General features: G+C 62.0%; 13 protein-coding genes and 2 pseudogenes. 13 read left to right on the forward strand and 2 right to left on the reverse strand.

Features of this window, described 5'->3' with window-relative positions:
• The first annotated feature begins 57 nt into the window (after positions 1-57).
• The 9 genes and pseudogenes from B5V03_RS01875 to B5V03_RS01915 all read left to right on the forward strand — a co-directional run bounded on the left by B5V03_RS01875 (position 58) and on the right by B5V03_RS01915 (position 11,677).
• Positions 58-1,878 (forward strand): amidohydrolase, encoded by a 1,821-nt coding sequence (locus B5V03_RS01875; protein ID WP_129267564.1) that lies wholly within the window; start codon positions 58-60, stop codon positions 1,876-1,878.
• A gap of 258 nt (positions 1,879-2,136) precedes the next feature.
• The gene (locus tag B5V03_RS01880; RefSeq protein WP_129267565.1) at positions 2,137-3,321 is read left to right on the forward strand and encodes an ABC transporter substrate-binding protein; all 1,185 of its coding nucleotides are present in this window, start codon (positions 2,137-2,139) and stop codon (positions 3,319-3,321) included.
• Positions 3,322-3,403: 82 nt separating this feature from the next.
• Positions 3,404-4,273 (forward strand): branched-chain amino acid ABC transporter permease, encoded by an 870-nt coding sequence (locus B5V03_RS01885; RefSeq protein ID WP_129267566.1) that lies wholly within the window; start codon positions 3,404-3,406, stop codon positions 4,271-4,273.
• Positions 4,260-5,975, forward strand: a complete 1,716-nt coding sequence (locus B5V03_RS01890) for a branched-chain amino acid ABC transporter ATP-binding protein/permease (protein ID WP_129267567.1) — start codon at positions 4,260-4,262, stop codon at positions 5,973-5,975. The genes B5V03_RS01885 and B5V03_RS01890 overlap by 14 nt, the downstream gene beginning before the upstream one ends.
• Positions 5,972-6,670, forward strand: a complete 699-nt coding sequence (locus B5V03_RS01895; protein WP_129267568.1) for an ABC transporter ATP-binding protein — start codon at positions 5,972-5,974, stop codon at positions 6,668-6,670. Before B5V03_RS01890 ends, B5V03_RS01895 begins: the two co-directional genes overlap by 4 nt.
• A 360-nt stretch (positions 6,671-7,030) precedes the next feature.
• Entirely contained in the window at positions 7,031-8,488 is a 1,458-nt protein-coding gene (locus B5V03_RS01900; protein ID WP_129267569.1) for an amidase, read from the forward strand.
• A gap of 375 nt (positions 8,489-8,863) precedes the next feature.
• Positions 8,864-9,058 (forward strand): annotated as a pseudogene (locus B5V03_RS01905) (IS3 family transposase); the annotation flags it as partial.
• A gap of 117 nt (positions 9,059-9,175) precedes the next feature.
• A pseudogene (locus B5V03_RS41275) lies at positions 9,176-9,394 on the forward strand (ABC transporter ATP-binding protein); the annotation flags it as partial.
• A gap of 447 nt (positions 9,395-9,841) precedes the next feature.
• Positions 9,842-11,677: an amidohydrolase gene (locus tag B5V03_RS01915; protein ID WP_129267571.1), complete on the forward strand. Its 1,836-nt coding sequence runs from the start codon at positions 9,842-9,844 to the stop codon at positions 11,675-11,677.
• 300 nt (positions 11,678-11,977) lie between these two features.
• Here the strand turns inward: B5V03_RS01915 and B5V03_RS42995 are convergent, their stop codons facing one another.
• Entirely contained in the window at positions 11,978-12,406 is a 429-nt protein-coding gene (locus tag B5V03_RS42995; RefSeq protein ID WP_129267572.1) for a helix-turn-helix domain-containing protein, read from the reverse strand.
• Between the two features lie 172 nt (positions 12,407-12,578).
• Between B5V03_RS42995 and B5V03_RS01925 the strand changes: the two genes are divergently transcribed.
• The 3 genes from B5V03_RS01925 to B5V03_RS01935 all read left to right on the forward strand — a co-directional run bounded on the left by B5V03_RS01925 (position 12,579) and on the right by B5V03_RS01935 (position 15,773).
• A complete protein-coding gene (locus B5V03_RS01925) occupies positions 12,579-13,391 on the forward strand; it encodes an SDR family oxidoreductase (protein ID WP_129267573.1) in 813 nt (270 codons plus the stop codon).
• Between the two features lie 77 nt (positions 13,392-13,468).
• Positions 13,469-14,740 carry an aspartate aminotransferase family protein gene (locus B5V03_RS01930; protein WP_129267685.1) on the forward strand — a complete coding sequence of 424 codons (1,272 nt, stop codon included), beginning with the start codon at positions 13,469-13,471 and terminating at the stop codon, positions 14,738-14,740.
• A gap of 7 nt (positions 14,741-14,747) precedes the next feature.
• A complete protein-coding gene (locus B5V03_RS01935) occupies positions 14,748-15,773 on the forward strand; it encodes a phosphotransferase enzyme family protein (RefSeq protein WP_129267574.1) in 1,026 nt (341 codons plus the stop codon).
• 85 nt (positions 15,774-15,858) lie between these two features.
• Here B5V03_RS01935 and B5V03_RS01940 read toward each other — a convergent pair whose 3' ends face one another.
• Positions 15,859-16,461, reverse strand: coding sequence for a TetR/AcrR family transcriptional regulator (locus tag B5V03_RS01940; protein WP_164987719.1), 603 nt, complete (start codon positions 16,459-16,461; stop codon positions 15,859-15,861).
• Between the two features lie 555 nt (positions 16,462-17,016).
• Between B5V03_RS01940 and B5V03_RS01950 the strand changes: the two genes are divergently transcribed.
• Positions 17,017-18,078, forward strand: a complete 1,062-nt coding sequence (locus B5V03_RS01950) for a helix-turn-helix transcriptional regulator (protein WP_129267576.1) — start codon at positions 17,017-17,019, stop codon at positions 18,076-18,078.
• Positions 18,079-18,193: the final 115 nt, after the last annotated feature.

An 18,193-nucleotide genomic window follows, 5' to 3' on the forward strand; every position in this document is an offset into this window, starting at 1 on the left:
CTGTAATCCCGATAAACTTTAGCCCGTAAGCGGCGCGGCAACTAGAAGAGGACAAATATGACAGACGCTCAGCCTGTGACCCTGATCCACGGCGGCCCGATCCTGACGCAGAACGCGAAGCGCGAAACGCACGAGGCGATGGTTGTCCGTGACGGAAAGATCCTTGCCACCGGCACGCTTTCGGACATGCGATCGGCGACGGGTCCGGCGGCGCGTGTGCTGGATCTGGATGGCGCCGCCGTCGTCCCGGGCATGATCGATAGTCACCCGCATTCCATGCACTTTGGTGGGTTCGACACGATCGCGGTGCAAATCTATGATGCGCGCGATCACGCCGACATTTTCGCCCGCATCAGGCAGCGGGCGGCAACCACGCCGAAGAACGGGTGGATTCTCACGACCCCGATCGGGGAGCCGCATTACTTCATCCGCCGGTCCTACAGGGATCTTCCCGAAAAGCGGCTGCCCAACCGGTGGGAGCTGGATGCGGCCGCCCCCGACCATCCCGTGATGATCCAGGCATTCGCGCCAATCACGCCCAACGTCTGCGCGATGAACTCGCTGGCGTTGCAACTTTTAGGCTTCGACAGCAGCCTTCCCGACGAGATCGATGATGTCTTCCCGGAGAAGGACGCCGATGGACAACTGACCGGCATCTTCAGGGGGCGGGTCAATTGCTACCACAATACCAGCATGTTCTGGCTGACGCGGGTCATGGGCCGGATGCCGATGCCCGATCAGAGCGTCTGGTATCGCGGCGGAGTGTTGGGACAGCAGCGGATGGCGAGCCGCGGTGTGACCGCCCTCTACGAAGCCCATGCCATGGAGGCCGTCCACCTCGCGGCTTATCAGCAGATGCGCGACGATGGGGTGCTCACGATGCGCGTCCATGGCGCGCTCGAGCTCGCACCGGGCGCCTTCGGCGCCGGGCCGGGCGTCATCAATCAGGACAGCGTGCGCGCCGATCTGGCGCTCGCAAAGAAGCTGCAGTCCGTTAACGACACCATGTTCCGGATCGGCGGGATGACCATGGTGTCCGGATCGGTCGCTTACACCGGCGATGCCAGAATGGACCGGGAATATCGGGGGCCGTTCGGCAAGCCGACATGGGGAACGCTGTCCGTTTCGCACGAATTGCAGCGCGAGATGCTTAATTACAGTCTGGCCCATTCGATCCGCCTCAACGTCATCCACTGCGGCTATCAGGATCATCGGGAATTTTTCGAGCAGATCGATTCAGCTTCCCTGGATGTCCGTGGGCGGGAGTGGGTGGTGCAACATAATACCTTCGTCACCGACGAGGTCCTCCGCCGCTACGCCGAAATGGAGTTCCATCTGACGTCCACAGCCAGCTTCTGCTGGGGCAAGGGCGACATGTATGCCGAGCGCATCGGCGAGGACGTGCTGAAGGATCTGACGCCGATGGGCAGAATGTTCGCCGCCGGTCTGAACGTGGGCTTGGGCAGCGACTGGGGGCCATTTAGCCCGTTCGAGAACATGGCGCTCACGGAAACCCGGGAGATAGGACGCTCCGGCCGCTGCCTCGATCAGCCCGAAAACAAACTGACGCGGCAGCAGGCGATGGACGGGTGGACGGTCAACAACGCCCGGTTGATGCACTGGGAAGGCATCGGTGCGCTGGTGCCTGGCGCCGAAGCCGATTTCGCCGTGGTGGATCGCAACCCGCTGACCTGCAACATCGCCGACCTGCCCACGACCGCAGTCCTCAAGACCGTTCTCGCAGGGCGCGACATTTTCGACACGGGCACCCTCTCGCGCCTCGATGACGCGCCGCTCGAACCCGAAAGGACCGGTGCGGTGAAGCTCGACCATAGCCTCCCCGGCCACCATTGCACCGGGAACTGCCAGCACCTTTGACCGACGTGGCCGGTTCGTCGACGGAATGCCGACAGGTGTTCAGCTGATCGGGCCCTTCCTGGAAGATCGCACGCCTATCCGTTTCGCTCAACTTGTCGAACGTGAACTCGGCGGTTTCAAGCCGCCTCCGACCTGCGTGTGAACATAGAAGAGACCGAAAAAGAGGTGCGGCAAATGCGAGCGTCATTGTGTCTTTGCTCGGCGGGATGAACGATTGGCCGGGCCTGGGAATCTGATCAGTGCAACAGAAGGGAAGCCATGAAAAACGTTCGCAAATTGATGTTGGCGGCAGGGAGCATTGGAATACTCGCCCTGGCGCTGTCCGGACAAGCACTTGCCGCGGGTCCGACGTGCGCCGGCGGCACGATCAAGGTCGGCGCTGTGTCGACGGTGACCGGCCCTATCGACTTCAGCGAAGTGCCGAAAGCCACCCAGGCTGCGTTCGATCAGATCAACGCGGCAGGGGGTGTGAATGGCTGCAAGATTGACTACACGATCTCGGATGACAAGGCCGATCCGCAGGTTGCCGCCCAGGCGGCGCGCGACCTGATCGATAACAAGGAGGTCGTGGCGATCGTTGGTGGCGCTAGTCTACTCGAATGCGCGGTCAATGGTCCAACCTACAAGCGCAAGAACGTCTTGGACATCCCAGGCGTCGGTGTTGATGCGGCGTGCTTCAACTCGCCAAACATCGCGCCGGTGAACGCCGGTCCATTCACGATGACAACGGCTGTGAGCTACTTCGGGGCGAGATCGCTTAACGTTAAGAAGCTTTGCGCGGTCATCGGCATCATCGGTGGGACGGACGAGGCCTACAAGACGGCGCTTTCGAACTGGGAAAAGATCACCGGTCAGAAGCTTCACATGATAGATCTGTCAATGACTCCCGGCGGAGACTTGACGCCTTACGTGATCAAGGTGCGCGATGCGGGCTGTGATGCCGTGGTAACTAACCATATTGAACCGGGAGTGGTGCAATGGATCAAGACCGCTGATGCCCAAAAGGTCACTGGCATCAGCTGGCTGTTCCTCTCTCCCGCCTACACTGAACAGGTCGCTAAGGCATTGGCCGACACCAACCAACCAGTCTATGCGTCCGTAGAGTGGGAGCCTTTCACAGAGCCGAATTCTGAGGCCAACAAAGGTTGGTTGGCTTCGATGAACGCCGCAAAGCGTCCACTAACCGCATTTTCCCAGGGTGGGTACCTGGCGGCGCAAGTGTTCGTTGAAGTCCTTAAAAAAATTGACGGTCCGGTGACGCGTGGCACAGTCACGTCGGCTCTCCTGACGATGCAGCCGATCGGAGTTGCGCTCAACGGTTCGGCGTGGGTGTTCGGGAGTGGAGCCACCCATTCGCCGATGCAGGCGACTAAGGTCGTGAAGCTCGATCACGGAACGTGGAAAATTGCTACTCCAAGTTGGGTCGTGCTGCCCCCGCTGTAATGTGTGTAGCTCTTGATTAGGCTGGAATGAACGACTAGTTGCGCGGCGGAATTATCCGCCGCGCAACTATTAAGGAGCCGTAATGAATGGCCTTCTGACATCTGCAGTTGCGGGATTGACCGCAGGTGGAGCCTACGGGTTGTTGGGCGTATGCGCCGTCTTCACCTATCGACTGGTGGCGGTCGTCAACTTCACATCGGCCGCGATCGGGACCGCGGGCACCTTCGTGCTCGTCGTGCTGAACGAGGCCGGCATACCGCTATTTCCCGCCGTGCTGTGCGGGCTCGTCGCCGGCGTCATTGCCGGCGTCGCCATCGGCCTGGTGATGACAAAGTGGTTCGCCGAATCCAATGCTTCGACCAAGGCGGCGGTCACCGTGGCGCTGCTGGTGGGCATCGTCGCCATCGGCCTGCGGCTGACCGGCGGCCAGCATCCGCATCATTTCCCCGACCTGTTTTCCGGATCGGCAATGCGGCTGGCCGGCGTCGAGCTGACCATCTCCTCGCTGCTGACGATCGGCCTCGGCGTGGCGTTCACAATTCTCGCCGACGTTCTGCTGTCGCGCACCCGCATGGGCCTGCACCTGCGGGCGCTGTCGGAGCGGCCGATGGCGGCGGAGCTGATCGGCGTGCCGGTCCAGTTCCTGTCGATCCTGGTGTGGGGCATCACCGGCGCGGTCACCGCGTTTTCGCTGATGATCATCGCGCCGCAACGCTCGCCCGACTTCATGTCGCTCAGCCTGCTGGTGGTGCCGGCGCTCGCCGCCGCCCTGATCGGCCTGTTCCGCAGTTTCTGGATGACCCTGATCGGCGGCATCCTGATCGGCGTCGTCGAAGGCATGACCAGCGTGATCGGGGGTCTCAACCAGTATCGCGGCGCCGTGCCGTTCCTGATCATACTTGCGGTCATGTTGTGGCTGCAGCGAGGAGCCCGCTGGGATGAAGCGCGCTAGTTTCCGTTCGGCATCGGTCATTGTCGCCGCCGCGATGGTCGCCGGCGCCATCATCACCGGCCTGCTCCCGGGCTACTGGACCTATCTCGCCACCTCGGTGCTGATTTCCGCCGTGGCGCTGCAAAGCATCGGGCTGGTCGCCGGACGCACCGGCATGATCGCGCTGTGCCAGATGTCGTTCGCCGGCGTCGGCGCCTGGACCGTCGGCTATCTCAACGTGGGGGGCGCACCGGGCAACCTGCCGGTCTGGATCTTCATCGGCGGGCTGGCGGCGGTGCCGTTCGGTGTCGCCATCGGCCTTCCGGCGCTGCGGCTGCGCGGTATCAACCTGGCGATCGTCACGCTGGGGTTTGCGACCGCGTTCGACGCCATCCTGGCAAGCATCACGTTCCCGGGCCAGACCAAGTTCATTGCGGTGCCGCGGCCGGAAATCTTCGACAGCGACGGCGGCTATTTCATCTTCGTGCTGATCTTCTACGTCTTCCTCGCCGTCGGGCTCGAGTTCCTGATCCGCACCCGGCTCGGCGCAATCTGGCTCGCGGTCCGGCACTCCGAGCGTGCCGCCGCCGCCCACGGCATCAGCATTCCCGGCGCCAAGCTCTCGGCGTTTGCGATCAGCGCCTTCATTGCCGGGATCTCCGGCGGCCTGCTGGCGGGCTATCTCGGCACGCTGGTGGCGGACAACTTCAACATGATGCAATCGCTGGCGCTGTTCGCGGTCTCGACCATGACCGGCGCGCAGTTCGCCGAAGGCGCGCTGATCGGCGGCATCCTGGCGGTGGCGTTTCCGGAAATCCTGCGCCGGCTCAATCTCGGCCAGGACATCGGCAACGTGCTGTTTGCCATCGGCGCCACCCAGGCGCTCAGCGCCGGGGAGAGCATGAGCGAGACCCTGCGGCGCAAGGTGCGCGGCTGGCGCAAGGCCGCACCCGCGCCGCTCGATGCCGGCGCCCGCATCGCGCCGCCGGCCGCGGTGCCGCTGCGCCACGGCACGGCGCTGTCGACCCGCGGCCTGACGGTGCGCTACGGCGCCGTGGTCGCGCTCAACCACGTGGACCTCGCCGTGCCCGAGGGCGCGGTGTCCGGCCTGATCGGCCCCAACGGGGCCGGCAAGTCGACGCTGATCGACGCGGTCGCGGGTTTCCTGCATTCCTACAGCGGCAGTGTCGAACTTGCCGGTGACGCGGTCGACGATCAGCCGGCTCACGTGCGGGCCCGCAACGGCATTCGCCGCACCTGGCAGACCACCCGCATCGCGCCCGAACTCACCGTCGGCGCCTATGTCCGCCTCGCCGGCGGCGAGATGTCGGACGCCGAGGTTCAGGCGATCCTGAACTGGATCGAATGCCCGCATCCCGATACGCTGGTGGCGAGCGTCGACGCCGGCACCCGACGCCTGCTCGACGTCGCGGGCGTGGTCGCGGCGCGGCCGAAGGTGGTGCTGCTGGACGAGCCGGCGGCAGGACAGTCCTACGAGGAGACCATCAAGCTCGGCCGCCACATCGCCGAGATCCCGAAGCTGTTCGGCTGCGCGGTGCTGCTGGTCGAGCACGACATGGATCTGGTGCGCGCGGCCTGCTCGGAAATCACCGTGCTGGATTTCGGCCGGGTGATCGCCGCCGGAGCGCCCGCCGTGGTGCTGGAGGATCCGCGGGTCAGGAAGGCCTATCTGGGCATTGAAGAAGGCAACGCAGCGGCATGAGCAGGATGGTCGTTTCGGAGTTGCGGGTCGATCGCGTTCACCTCCCGGTGGTGCGCGAGGTCAGTCTTTCGGTCGAGAGCGGGCAGATCAGCGTGCTGCTCGGCGCCAACGGCGCCGGAAAAACCACATTGCTGGAGGGGCTGTCAGGGGTGATCCCAGTGGCCGGCGGCAAGATCGAGGTCGACGGCCACGAGATCCAGCGCCAGCGCCCCGGCGCGCGCGTGGGCGCGGGCCTCGCCCATGTGGAGCAGGGCCGCACCGTGTTCCGCCAGCTTACCACCAACGAGAACCTGCGCGCCGGCGCGGCCTCGGCGAGCGACGTCAAGAAGGCCTACGAGCTGTTTCCCGAACTGCTGCCGCGTCGGGATGTTCTGGCGGGGCTACTGTCGGGCGGCGAACAGCAGATGTTGGTGATCGCCCGCGCGCTGGCCGGCCGGCCGAAGATCCTGCTGATCGACGAGATGTCCGCTGGCCTGGCGCCGACCATCGTGCGGCGGCTGATGACCACGGTGCGCAAGCTCGCGGACCAGGGGCTCGCCGTGGTGCTGGTCGAGCAGTTCGCAGTGCTGGCGCTCGCCGTCGGCAACCGGGCCTATGTGCTGCGGCGCGGCAAGATCGTCTATGACGGCGCCTGCGCCGAACTGCGCGATGCCCCCGACAAGCTGCACCAGCTCTATCTCGGCAGCGGCTCCTGACCGGCACTTCATCGACACATGCTCTGCTGAGGTATCGAGCCCCGCGTGAGAAAGTCGTCCAGCAGGTTTCGCAATTGACGTCACAAAAAACTGGCGTTGCACGACCAGCCAAAAATGCGCTGCAGCAGCTGTTCTTATCGTCAAGACGCACGCGAGACCGTTTCGGATAGAAGGCAGTCAGCGCCAGCCCTCGCATCGCGAAACATCAATTGGTGCCCCTATCAGGAATTGGTGCCCGTATCGTATTGTCCGCGCCGCAACAAAAATGTGTCCGACGGTCACATCCCTCGTTTGGTAGATGACAGGTGAGGAACGCCCGGCGATCCTCCACACGGTTCAACTGTTCGCAAGAGGTGCTCCATGCATTTATCCGATTATGCGTCCTATGACGCGCTTGGCCTCGCCGAACTGATCCGCTCGGGCCAAGTTGCGGTCGCCGAGGTGGTCGACGCGGCGCTCGCGGCGAACGGCGCGGTGAACGAGCGTCTCAACGCCGTTATCGACATCTGGCCCGAGGACGTGGCCGCCCAGATCGCGTCCGCGCCGCGCGACGGGCCATTCCATGGGGTGCCGTTCCTGATCAAGGACGTCGCCCTCCAGATGGAGGGCAAACGCAGCGAGATGGGCAGCCGCCTCGCATCGGGCCTGACCGCCGCGGCGGACACGCACCTGATGCAGCGGTTCCGTAAGGCCGGGCTGGTGACGTTCGGTCGCACGGCGGCCCCCGAAATGGGGTTCAGCTGCACCACCGAGACGGTCTATCAGGGGCCGGTCCACAACCCCTGGAACCTGTCGCGCAATGTTGGTGGGTCAAGCGGGGGGACTGCGGCCGCCGTCGCGGCCGGCGTCGTGCCGATGGCGCACGGCAATGACGGGGGCGGATCGATTCGTGTTCCCGCCTCGAGTTGCGGCCTGGTCGGCCTGAAGCCGACCCGCGGTCGGGTCCCCATCGGTCCCGACGCCGACGAGGCGCTGAACGGCATGGGTATTGAGCTGGGATTGAGCCGCACCGTGCGCGACAGCGCCGCATTGCTCGACGCGGTGCAGGGCGACGAGCCGGGCGATCCCTATGTCATTCCCGCTCCCGCCCGGCCCTATCTCTCCGAGGTCGATCGCGAGCCGGCCACGTTGCGGATCGGCGTGATGGCCCAGCCGTTCGGCGGCGCGGCGACCTCTCCCGAGGTCGCGCGAGCAACCGCTGAGACCGCCGAACACTGTCGGGCGCTGGGCCACCGGGTCGAAATCTCGGACATGAAACTCGGCGTGAGCTGGGAAGAGTTCGTGTTGGGTAACGCGCAACTGTGGACGGCGAACCTCGCGGCCTTGATCGCTGGATTGGCGGAAGCGCTGGGCCGTCCCATTGACCTCAGCACGCTTGAGGCGCCCACGCTTGCCTGCTACGAATATGGCCGCAAGGTGACCGCCATGGAGATGCTCGGCGCGCTGGGAATGCGCAATCGAGTGACGCGCAGCCTGGGTCACTGGTTTACCCGAAACGACGTGCTGCTATCCCCGACCCTTCCTGGGCTTCCCGCGCCCATCGGCGAGTTCGGTAAGGGCAGCGAGTACGATAGTGGGCTCGATTGGACGCGCCGCATTTTCGAGACCTCGCCTTTCACGCCGATGTTCAACGTATCCGGGTTGCCGGCGATATCCGTGCCGCTGGCCTTTGACGAAAAGACGGCGCTTCCGATCGGGATGCAGTTCGCCGCCGGGTTCGGGCGGGAAGACATTCTATTCCAACTCGCGGGACAACTTGAACGCACCCGGCCTTGGGCGGCGCGCAAGCCGGCGATCTGGGCCGCGGCAGCGGCGTGAGGCATTGCTTTAGCTAGGCACAAACCGCCGCAGGGCGCACTGGTCGCGCCAAGTCTGAGGGGATTCTGATTTGGAGCCGGAACCAGCGGGCGTGCGAGGGGTCGGCGTGCCGCATGGCCCCATGGAGCGCCGGTTCGCGGTCGCGGCGGCCACGCTGTTCGGGATCGTCGCGGTTCTCGGGTTCATTAGTTCAGCCCGGTTATCTGCAAGCACCAGTTAACCTTGGCGCCCTGTCGAGCGCCGGCGCGGTGTACACCGCGTTCGGTGAGATGGCGGCGCTCGGCAACGAGTGTCCGGCGTCAGCACTAATGGCACAGATTTGAGGTTGTGATTTAAGGAGGGTTGGGGCTTCGTCGCAGTGACGAAGAAACGAAGATGAAGGCCCAACCCTCCTTGAAAAAATCGCCGGTGAAGGCCCCTGCGGAACGGGTGGTGAAGGACATCCGGCGGCAGACCCGGCGCCATTTCTCAGCCGAAGACAAGATCCGTATTGTGCTGGACGGGCTGCGCGGCGAGGACGGCATTGCCGAGCTGTGCCGCAAGGAAGGCATCGCCCAGAGCCTGTATTATACCAAGATTCACTGATCAGAACCCATATGCCCAATCTCGCAGACCGATCGACATGATTGTGCAGGGTTGCTCGACGAGCTTGTTCCATGCGTCGCAGCAATGGTCGACGATCTCGTTGCGCCGACCATCGTGCGGCGGCTGATGACCACGGTGCGCGAGCTCGCGGACCAGGGGCTCGCCGTGGTGCTGGTCGAGCAGTTCGCAGTGCTGGCGCTCGCCGTCGGCAACCGGGCCTATGTGCTGCGGCGCGGCAAGATCGTCTATGACGGCGCCTGCGCCGAACTGCGCGATGCCCCCGACAAGCTGCACCAGCTCTATCTCGGCAGCGGCTCCTGACCGGCACTTCATCGACACATGCTCTGCTGAGGTATCGAGCCCCGCGTGAGAAAGTCGTCCAGCAGGTTTCGCAATTGACGTCACAAAAAACTGGCGTTGCACGACCAGCCAAAAATGCGCTGCAGCAGCTGTTCTTATCGTCAAGACGCACGCGAGACCGTTTCGGATAGAAGGCAGTCAGCGCCAGCCCTCGCATCGCGAAACATCAATTGGTGCCCCTATCAGGAATTGGTGCCCGTATCGTATTGTCCGCGCCGCAACAAAAATGTGTCCGACGGTCACATCCCTCGTTTGGTAGATGACAGGTGAGGAACGCCCGGCGATCCTCCACTACGGCGAGGCCTTCGTGCTGCAAGCGACCAACCTCATTCCAGAGAAATCCGCGAGCCGGTCGCCAGCTACGCCAAGCTGCACATCGGCCACAGTTCAGATCGAGGAGATCGAATAATGTCTAAACCTGCCGCGCGCACTTTGATATTCGGTGGTTCCATTCTCACCCAGAATGATCACCGGGAAACCCACGAAGCAATCGTTCTTGAAGGCGACGTCATCGTGGCGACCGGGACGCTGGCTGACATGAAAACCGTCGCGGGGGCCGCAGCGCGTAAGGTTGACGTTGAGGGGGCCTGTGTGATGCCGGGCGTCATCGACGATCACCCCCATTTCCTCCACTTCGGAAGTTTCGACGCGGACTGCGTCATTCTCTATGACGCCAAAAACCACGAAGATATCCTCTCGCGTATTCGCGCGCGCGTTGCCACAACGCCTCGCGGCGAATGGATCCTGACCACGCCGGTCGGCGAGCCGCATTATTTCATACGTCGATCCTGGCAGAACCTCGCCGAAGGCCGGTTGCCAAATCGCAAAGAGTTGGATCGGGTCTCGCCGGATCACCCTGTCTGGATCCAGGCATACGCCCCGCGAACCCCCAACGTTTGCGCCATGAACTCCAAGGCGCTCCAAATGCTCGGCTTTGGACGTGATCTGCCTGACCAAGTCGACAACGTGACGATCGAGAAGGACGCCGAGGGCGAACCGACCGGAATCTTCCGCGGCAGCGTAACGAACTACTACAACAGCAGTCGTTTCTGGCTGGGGCGCGTGGCAGCGCAAGTGTTTCGCCCGACCGACGACCTCTGGTACCGCGGCGCTCTTGGGGGACAGTTGACAGCCGCCGGGCGCGGCGTGACAGCAGCTTACGAGGGGCACGCGATGGAAGCAGCGCACATCGCTGCGTATCAACGCGCGCGCAACGAGGGCAATTTGCGCATGCGCGTGCTGGCTTCCCTGGAGGGCGCTCCGCATGCGAACGATTATGGGATGGGTTTGAGCGAAGATCTCGTTCGAGCGAATTGCGTGCTTGCGGCCAGTCTCACCCAAATCAGCGATCCGCTGTATCGCGTCAACGGGCTGTCATTGTGCCCCTCGGGGCCCGCCTGGCCTGGAATCCTGCAGAGCGATCGCGAGTATTTGGATCCCTACGGTCGCCCGACAAAAGGGCATGGGTTCATAACGCAAGCGATGGAGCGCGACACCATCGAGTATTGCCTCAAGAACAACGTTCGCCTGAACATGCTGAACTGTAGCCTGCCGGAGCATCGCGAATTCCTCGCACTCCTTGAGCCATTCCTGGGTCAATATGACGTGCGGACCCGCGAGTGGGTGATTCAGCACAGCATCTTTGTCCAGGAAGAGGCCATCAAGCGATACGCCGAGCTGAAATTCCACCTCACTAGCACTGTCAGCTTCTGTTGGGGAAAGGGTGCCATGTACGAGGAGCGCATGGGCGAGGAGGCCCTCAAGAATCTCGTCCCGATCGGCAAGATGTTCGCGTCCGGCGCCAATGTCGGACTCGGCTCGGATTGGGGGCCGGCCAGCCCGTTCGAGCATATGGCGCTTGCCGAAACGCGCGAGTTCGGTGGCACCGGACGCCGGCACGACGGCCCCGGATATTCGATTACCCGGCAGCAGGCGTTGGACGGTTGGACGGTCAACAATGCCAAGTTGATGCAGTGGGAGGGGATCGGCGCGTTGAAGCCGGGCTACAAGGCGGATCTGGCGATCGTCGATCGCAATCCCCAGACTTGCCACATCGGCGATCTTCCCAACACGCAGGTGCTGCGGACGGTCCTGGGCGGCAAAGACATATTCGACACCAAGATCCTTCCCCGGGTAGACGAGGCGGACCTGCCGTCGGAGCGGGTGAAACACCTGGACAAAGCGTCCGTTCAGGGCGGCAGCGGCCATGTTTGCGGTCCGCAATGCAACCACGCGGCGCATTGAAGAGAGCATGGATGCCAGCGCAGCCGAGAAGATAGGTTCGATCGCCTCCGTTCCCACTGAATCGGAACGGAGGCCAACCTCTAGACGCGTTTGCTTGGCGCACCCGCGTTTCTCAATCGAAGATAACTTGTTAGCATGCCTTCGCCGACAGCCTCGCCCGGACTGTTATCCGCGGCGCGGTGAACAGGGCCTCGCGTTGGCTGGGATCTCGTGCGACCGCTATGGCAGCTTCGCGCCCGGCGCGCACAATAAGCGTGGCGCAGGCGGGTGCCGAGACCCGAAGCGAGCTTGCTCTGCAAATCATCCACGATCATTTTGCGAAAATGACCGAACGTCTCTCCGACAACCGGCTCGAGCAGCGGGCTGAGGGCCGGTGTGAGCATCATATAGAAGCGCCCCACCTTCGGTTCGGCGCAAATCTCGAGCAATGCCGCCCATCAATGCAACGATGCGATCTTCGGCCGTGGTGCTCGAATTGCGCATCTGCTCGCCGCGCAAGCGGACACGCTCTCCGATAATGCAATACTGATCGCGGAGTATATCGTCGATCCCGCCCGGAAAATAGGTGTAAGCGGTGGTCTTCGAGGCACCAGCTTGCCTCGCGACTGCGTCAACGGAGCAGGCAGCGAGTCCCCTGGCCTCGAAGAGATCGAGCGCGGTGTGCAGGAGTTCCTGTCGAGTTCTGAGGCGGTTTCTACCGCGGAGTCGGACAGGGGCTTTCTCTTTCATCTCCAGCAACCACAAAGTGTGCAGAGGAAAGATTAAATGTTCATCTTGACAACAATCTGGACAAGTTGTTCAATTTTCGTGAACTTCTCCGAATAACGACGGTCAAAGGATGGATGTCCGAAAAGGATCATTGGGCCCAGCCAACCGGTCCAGGTCAAAGGAACGACGGCAAATGAGATTCAACCGCTTGAAAGGGAAGACCGCCATTGTCACGGGGTCGGGCCAGGGGATCGGCGCGGCGATTGCCAGAGTCTTTGCGAGCGAGGGCGCACAGGTCGTCATCGCCACACGCACCGAGAGTCATGGACAGGCGACCCTTTCCGACATCACGACCGCTGGAGGCGAGGCTGTCCTGTGTGTCACCGACGTCGGGAGCGCCGTGCAGATCGAACGAGCGGTTGCCTTCGCGGTTTCCAAGTACGGCAAGCTCGACATCGTGGTGCACAACGCTGCCTCTTTTGCGGCTGGCATGGTCGAGGATTTGGACGACGCCCTTCTGGAAGAATCGCTGAACGTTAATCTCAAGGCAGCATTCCGGCTCTCTAAGGCGTCGATTCCGCACCTTCGCAGCCAAGGTGGTGGAAGGTTGCTGTTCACCTCATCGGTCACTGGACCTCGCGTCGCCATGCCCGGCGCCTCCTATTATGCGGCCAGCAAGAGCGGGCTGAATGGTTTCATCCGCACAGCGGCGATCGAACTCGCCAAGGACCGCATTACTGTCAACGGCGTCGAGCCAGGCTTCATCAAGACGCCGGCCATGGATCTGCTGGCGGACGAAGAAGGGCAAAGGATCATGGCAAAGTATGTGCCGATTGGCGCCCTCGGAGTGCCCGAAGATATTGCGTACGCAATGTTGTACCTGGGGAGCGATGAAGCGGGTTACGTGACCGGACAGACGATTGTGGTCGACGGTGGCAGTACGCTCCCCGAAAGTCCCACCTTTGCGGACGAGGCCGCGGGGGTGAAGAGCCTCGACCAGATCTAGTCCGAAGGTGGCGCGCTCGGGAGCCGTAATGGGCAACAAGTAACTGGCATTGCACAAAGAGATGAAACGTGGATCAGATGTCTACTGAAACGACGCTGCTTGCGCGTCGCCAGCGTGCTCTCGGGCGGCATTCGCCCTTGATGTACGATACCCCGCTGCATCTCGTTCGGGGCGAGGGGGTGTGGGTCGAGGATGTCGACGGGCGCCGCTATCTTGACGCCTATAACAACGTGCCGCACGTCGGCCATTGTCATCCGCATGTCGTGGATGCGATATGTCGTCAAGCTGCTACGCTGAACATCCATACGCGCTACCTGCACGACAACGTCGTCCAATACGCCGAGCGATTGACCGCCACTTTCGATCCGTCCCTGTCGGTAGCAATGTTCACCTGCACAGGTACGGAAGCCAACGAACTTGCCTTGCGCATTGCGCGTTTCGTCAGCGGCGGGACTGGCGTGATCGTCAGTAACTTCAGCTATCACGGCAATTCGGCTGCGCTCGCTGCCGTAACGACAGGCCTTCCCGCGCACGAGGCGCTGGCGCCGCATGCGCGGGCGGTCCCCATCCCGGATCTGAATCATTGGGATGGCGATCCGGATCAGCTGGCGTTGGAGTACGCCAATGGCGTCCTGGAGGCCATTCGGTCGTTGAAGGCTGCAGGCATCAAGCCGGCAGCGATCTTGTGCGACACAACCTTTTCGACGGAAGGTTTGCCCCGTGTTCCGAACGGGTTTCTCGAGCAGGCGGTCGCCCATGTTCGCGAAGCAGGAGGTTTGTTTATCGCCGATGAAGTACAAGGGGGCCTTGGCCGGACCGGTGACCACATGTGGGCACACCAGGCCTATGGCGTCGTCCCTGACCTCGTCACCCTCGGTAAGCCGCTCGGCAACGGCCACCCTCATGCCGGCGTGATCACCCGGCCGGACTTGCTAGATATCTTCGCCTCCAGCGCCCTTTATTTCAATACTTTCGCCGGAAATCCTGTGTCAGCGGCGGCGGGTCTGGCAGTTCTCGACGTCATGGAGCGAGAGAAATTGATGCAAAACGCCAAGGCTGTCGGAAAGTATCTTCAGCAGGGTTTGGCGAGGCTCTCGAGAAAGCATGCGCTGATCGGAAGCGTGCGCGGCAGCGGCCTGTTTTTCGGCCTGGAATTGCTTCGTGGCGCAGGAAAGCCTGCCTCTGAGGAAACAAAGCGCCTTGTTAACGCCATGAGAGACAGGGGCATCCTCATCAACAGGATCGGCCCTCACGACAACGTCCTCAAGATGCGACCACCCATGCCGTTCTCCAGAGCTAATGCCGAGCTCCTCTTGTCCACCCTCGATGACGCGCTAACTTCGCTGTGAGGCAATGATGACGGAGTTTTTTGCTCTCGATTTGGAACAGCAGATGGCCACGGTGACCGCGGTCGCGAGGGCCGCGCTCAGCCGCTGGCCGGGTAGCTTCGAAGAACTTTCCCTCGTCAAGTATAGGGAAAACGCCGTTTTCCGACTTCGCGACGGTCACGGCGAGCAGTTCGCTCTACGGGTTCACCGCAACGGCTACCATACGGATGCCGAGCTGGCTTCGGAACTGCAATGGATGTCGCTCCTGGCCGAATCGTCGATCGACGTACCGGCTGTTATTCCCGCAATGGACGGGTCGTTGTTCGTGAAGGCCACGGCTCTGGGAGTTTCGGAGCCACTCCAGGTGGATATGATGACCTGGCTCGATGGTGAGCAACTTGGCTCAATCGAAACCGGCTTCTCCTCCTCGTTGGACGAACTGAGCGAGCTCTATCATCAAGTGGGTCGTCTCGCCGCGCGATTGCACAACCACGCCGCAGCGTGGCAACTCCCGGATAGCTTTGCTCGGCACGCTTGGGATGCTCAAGGGCTGCTGGGGCCGAATCCATTCTGGGGCCAGTTTCGCGATCTGCCACACTTGGCGGCACATCTCCCGCTCATCGAAGACGCATGCCGAAAGGCACAACAGGATCTCCACAGTCTGGGACAGTCAGGCGAAATCTACGGGCTCATTCATGCCGACCTTGTGCCGGAAAACATCCTGCGCTTCGGCAGCCGCCTCATGCTCATCGATTTCGACGACGCCGGATTTGGATGGCACATGTTCGAACTCGCCACTGCGCTTTTCTGGCACACCGATCGGCCCTATTATCGCACCGTCCATGACGCCCTTCTGGCAGGTTATCGTTCGACCCGTGCACTGTCTGAATCCCAGTGGCAACATCTTCCGCTCTTTTTATATCTGAGAAGCATTACTTATCTCAGCTGGGTGCGAACCAGGAGCGAGACGGAGACCGCGCGGGAACTCACCCCGATACTGGTTGAAAAAGCTTGTTTGCTGGCGAGTGATTATCTGGGGCGTGTCCCCAATTAGCGGATTCCCAAGGAATTGTCGTCGAGCTTGGCTGCGGGGTACTTCAGGGCACTGACGCAAACTGTTCCGTCCGTTCGAAGGTGGATCAACGGCCAGGCTTCGCCGACAGCATGGCCCGAACCATCATCCGGAGCGCGCTCAGCAGGTCCTCGCGCTGGCTCGGTTCTCGCGCGACCGCGATCGCTGCCTCGCGCCCGGCGCCAAGAATCAGAGTGGCGCAGGTAAGCGGCGAGAGTCCCTGAGGGAGTTTGCGGTGCAAATCATCCGCGATCAACTTGCGAAAATGACCGGAGGTTTCTCCGACAACCGGCTCCAGTAGAGGGCTGAGCGCCGGCGTGAGCATCATGTAGAACCGTCCCACCCTTGGCTCGGCGCAAACCTCGAGGAGCGCTGCCGTCAGGGCAACTATGCGATCTTCGGCTGTGGTGGCCACATTGCGCATCTGCTCGCCTCGCATGCGCACACGCTCGCCTATGATACGGTACTGATCGCGGAGCATCTCATCGATACCGCCGGGAAAATAGGTGTACGCCGTAGTTTTTGAAGTACCCGCCTTTTTTGCCACTGCGTCGACTGAACAGGTCGCGAGACCTCCGACCTCGAAGAGGTCGAGCGCGGTGTCTAAGAGCTCTTGTCTGGTCCTAAGACGATTCCGATCGCGAAGTCGGGTAGGTTTTTTTTCTCTCATCTTCCGCATCCTAGCTCAGGAAATGGGCATAGCAAAGATTAATTGATAGGCTTGACATATTTCTGGACAAACTGTTCACTTTCCGTAGCGCACTCCGGGATACTCCGGTTGAAAGATAGATGCCGTACGGCGGCGCAGCCGCACCGAGGGGGAGACGAAGACAATGAGTTCGAATCGACTGAAAGGGAAGACAGCTGCAATGGCGACCGCTACCGCTGTTTCTGTTTTTGAGGAGCGTCACTTATCTGGGGTGGATGCGGACCAGAAGCGAAACTGAGACTGCACGGGAGCTAACGCCGGTGTTGATCGAACGAGCCGTGCTCTCGGCTGAGGAATACTTGAAGAGCGCAGACTCCTCAGGAGCCGCAGTGGGCTCTCAATCGGACTGAACCGCCCCGCATCGCACAACCCGGGAAAGCGGGGCCGGTAATCGTTGGGTAACTGCTCTTGCTTGGTGATCGCATGCCAATCGACGCGAACCCTGTCCCTGCTGCCGACCCGTTTCTGCTGCGACTGTATAAGTCCTGCACAGAGCCGAGGCGGTGGCCCGAGATAATGGATCTGCTGTGCGCCGAGCTCGGCGCGCATTCCGCCATTGTTCAGGGCCTTGTTCTAGAGGGACCTCGTGCAGCGACCTTCTGGATGGCTCACGATTCCCGTACCAATCTTGCCCCGTACCAAGCCTCGATCTCCGATTCCGGCAACCCGCGATTGGATCGCAAGCGATTGCATTCGTCCGTGGGCCGCTTGGTGCGCGATGAGGACTTGTTCGATGGCGACGAGTGGCCAATACAGCAGCGGCTGCAGCAACAGCTTTCCGCTCTTGGATACGGCCGTTTCCTCGGCGGCCTCATATCTGTCGGCCCGGGCTACTACATGGCGCTGGCGTTGCATCGCGAGGTGGGCGATAATGGCGACTTCTCCGACCGCGAGAAGGACCGCATCGCTGCGCTCCTGCCTCATTTTGCGCAGGCCTTACAGTTGACCCAATCGGTCGCCTGCAGCCGCTCCGCGGAGGCCCTACTACGTGGACTTCTGGAGCGATGGAAATGCGGCCTCATCGTCTGCGACGCTGACGGGCACGTGCTGTGGCGGAACGAGCAAGCCTTGATGTCGCTGACTTGCGGTGGTGGGTTGCGGCTGCGCAACGGCATGCTGTACGCCGCAACCGCTGAATCTCAGCAGCGATTGGAGCTGGCGTTGCGACGGCAAGTTGGCCGTAACGCACCAGGGTTCGTTGTGCTGGACGCGGGTGGACGCCGTTGGCAGCTTGCCGTTCAGGAGCTCCAACCCGCTACCGTAGGCAGTGCTGAGCCGCTGCTGTTGATAGCGCTTACTGGCGACCAGCCGGCTGGGGTGATTTCGGCAGAGTCGCTCGTCAGCTTGTTCGAGCTAACCGACGCGGAGTCCCGCCTCACGAGCGCCCTAGTTGCTGGCTCCACCCTGGAGGAATACGCAGTGCGTCGCGGTGTAGAGCTGAGCACCGTCCGCTACCAACTCAAGCAGGTGCTCGCCAAGACCGGTACGCGCCGGCAGGTTGACCTTGTGCGCCGAGTCCTGTGCTCAGCCGCGGCCTACGTCGTCGGATCACGCGAACAAATCGTGCGCTGTAGGTAGAGTCTTTATGGCCCCCTTGGATGGTCGGGTGCACACGCCGGAATACGTCAACTGATCGAAGCCTTCTCCGCGAACGATTCGGGCTGAGGACGTGGTGAAGGCGGTTTCTTTGTAA

Source organism: Bradyrhizobium betae (genome assembly GCF_004123905.1).
Classification (GTDB): domain Bacteria; phylum Pseudomonadota; class Alphaproteobacteria; order Rhizobiales; family Xanthobacteraceae; genus Bradyrhizobium; species Bradyrhizobium betae_A.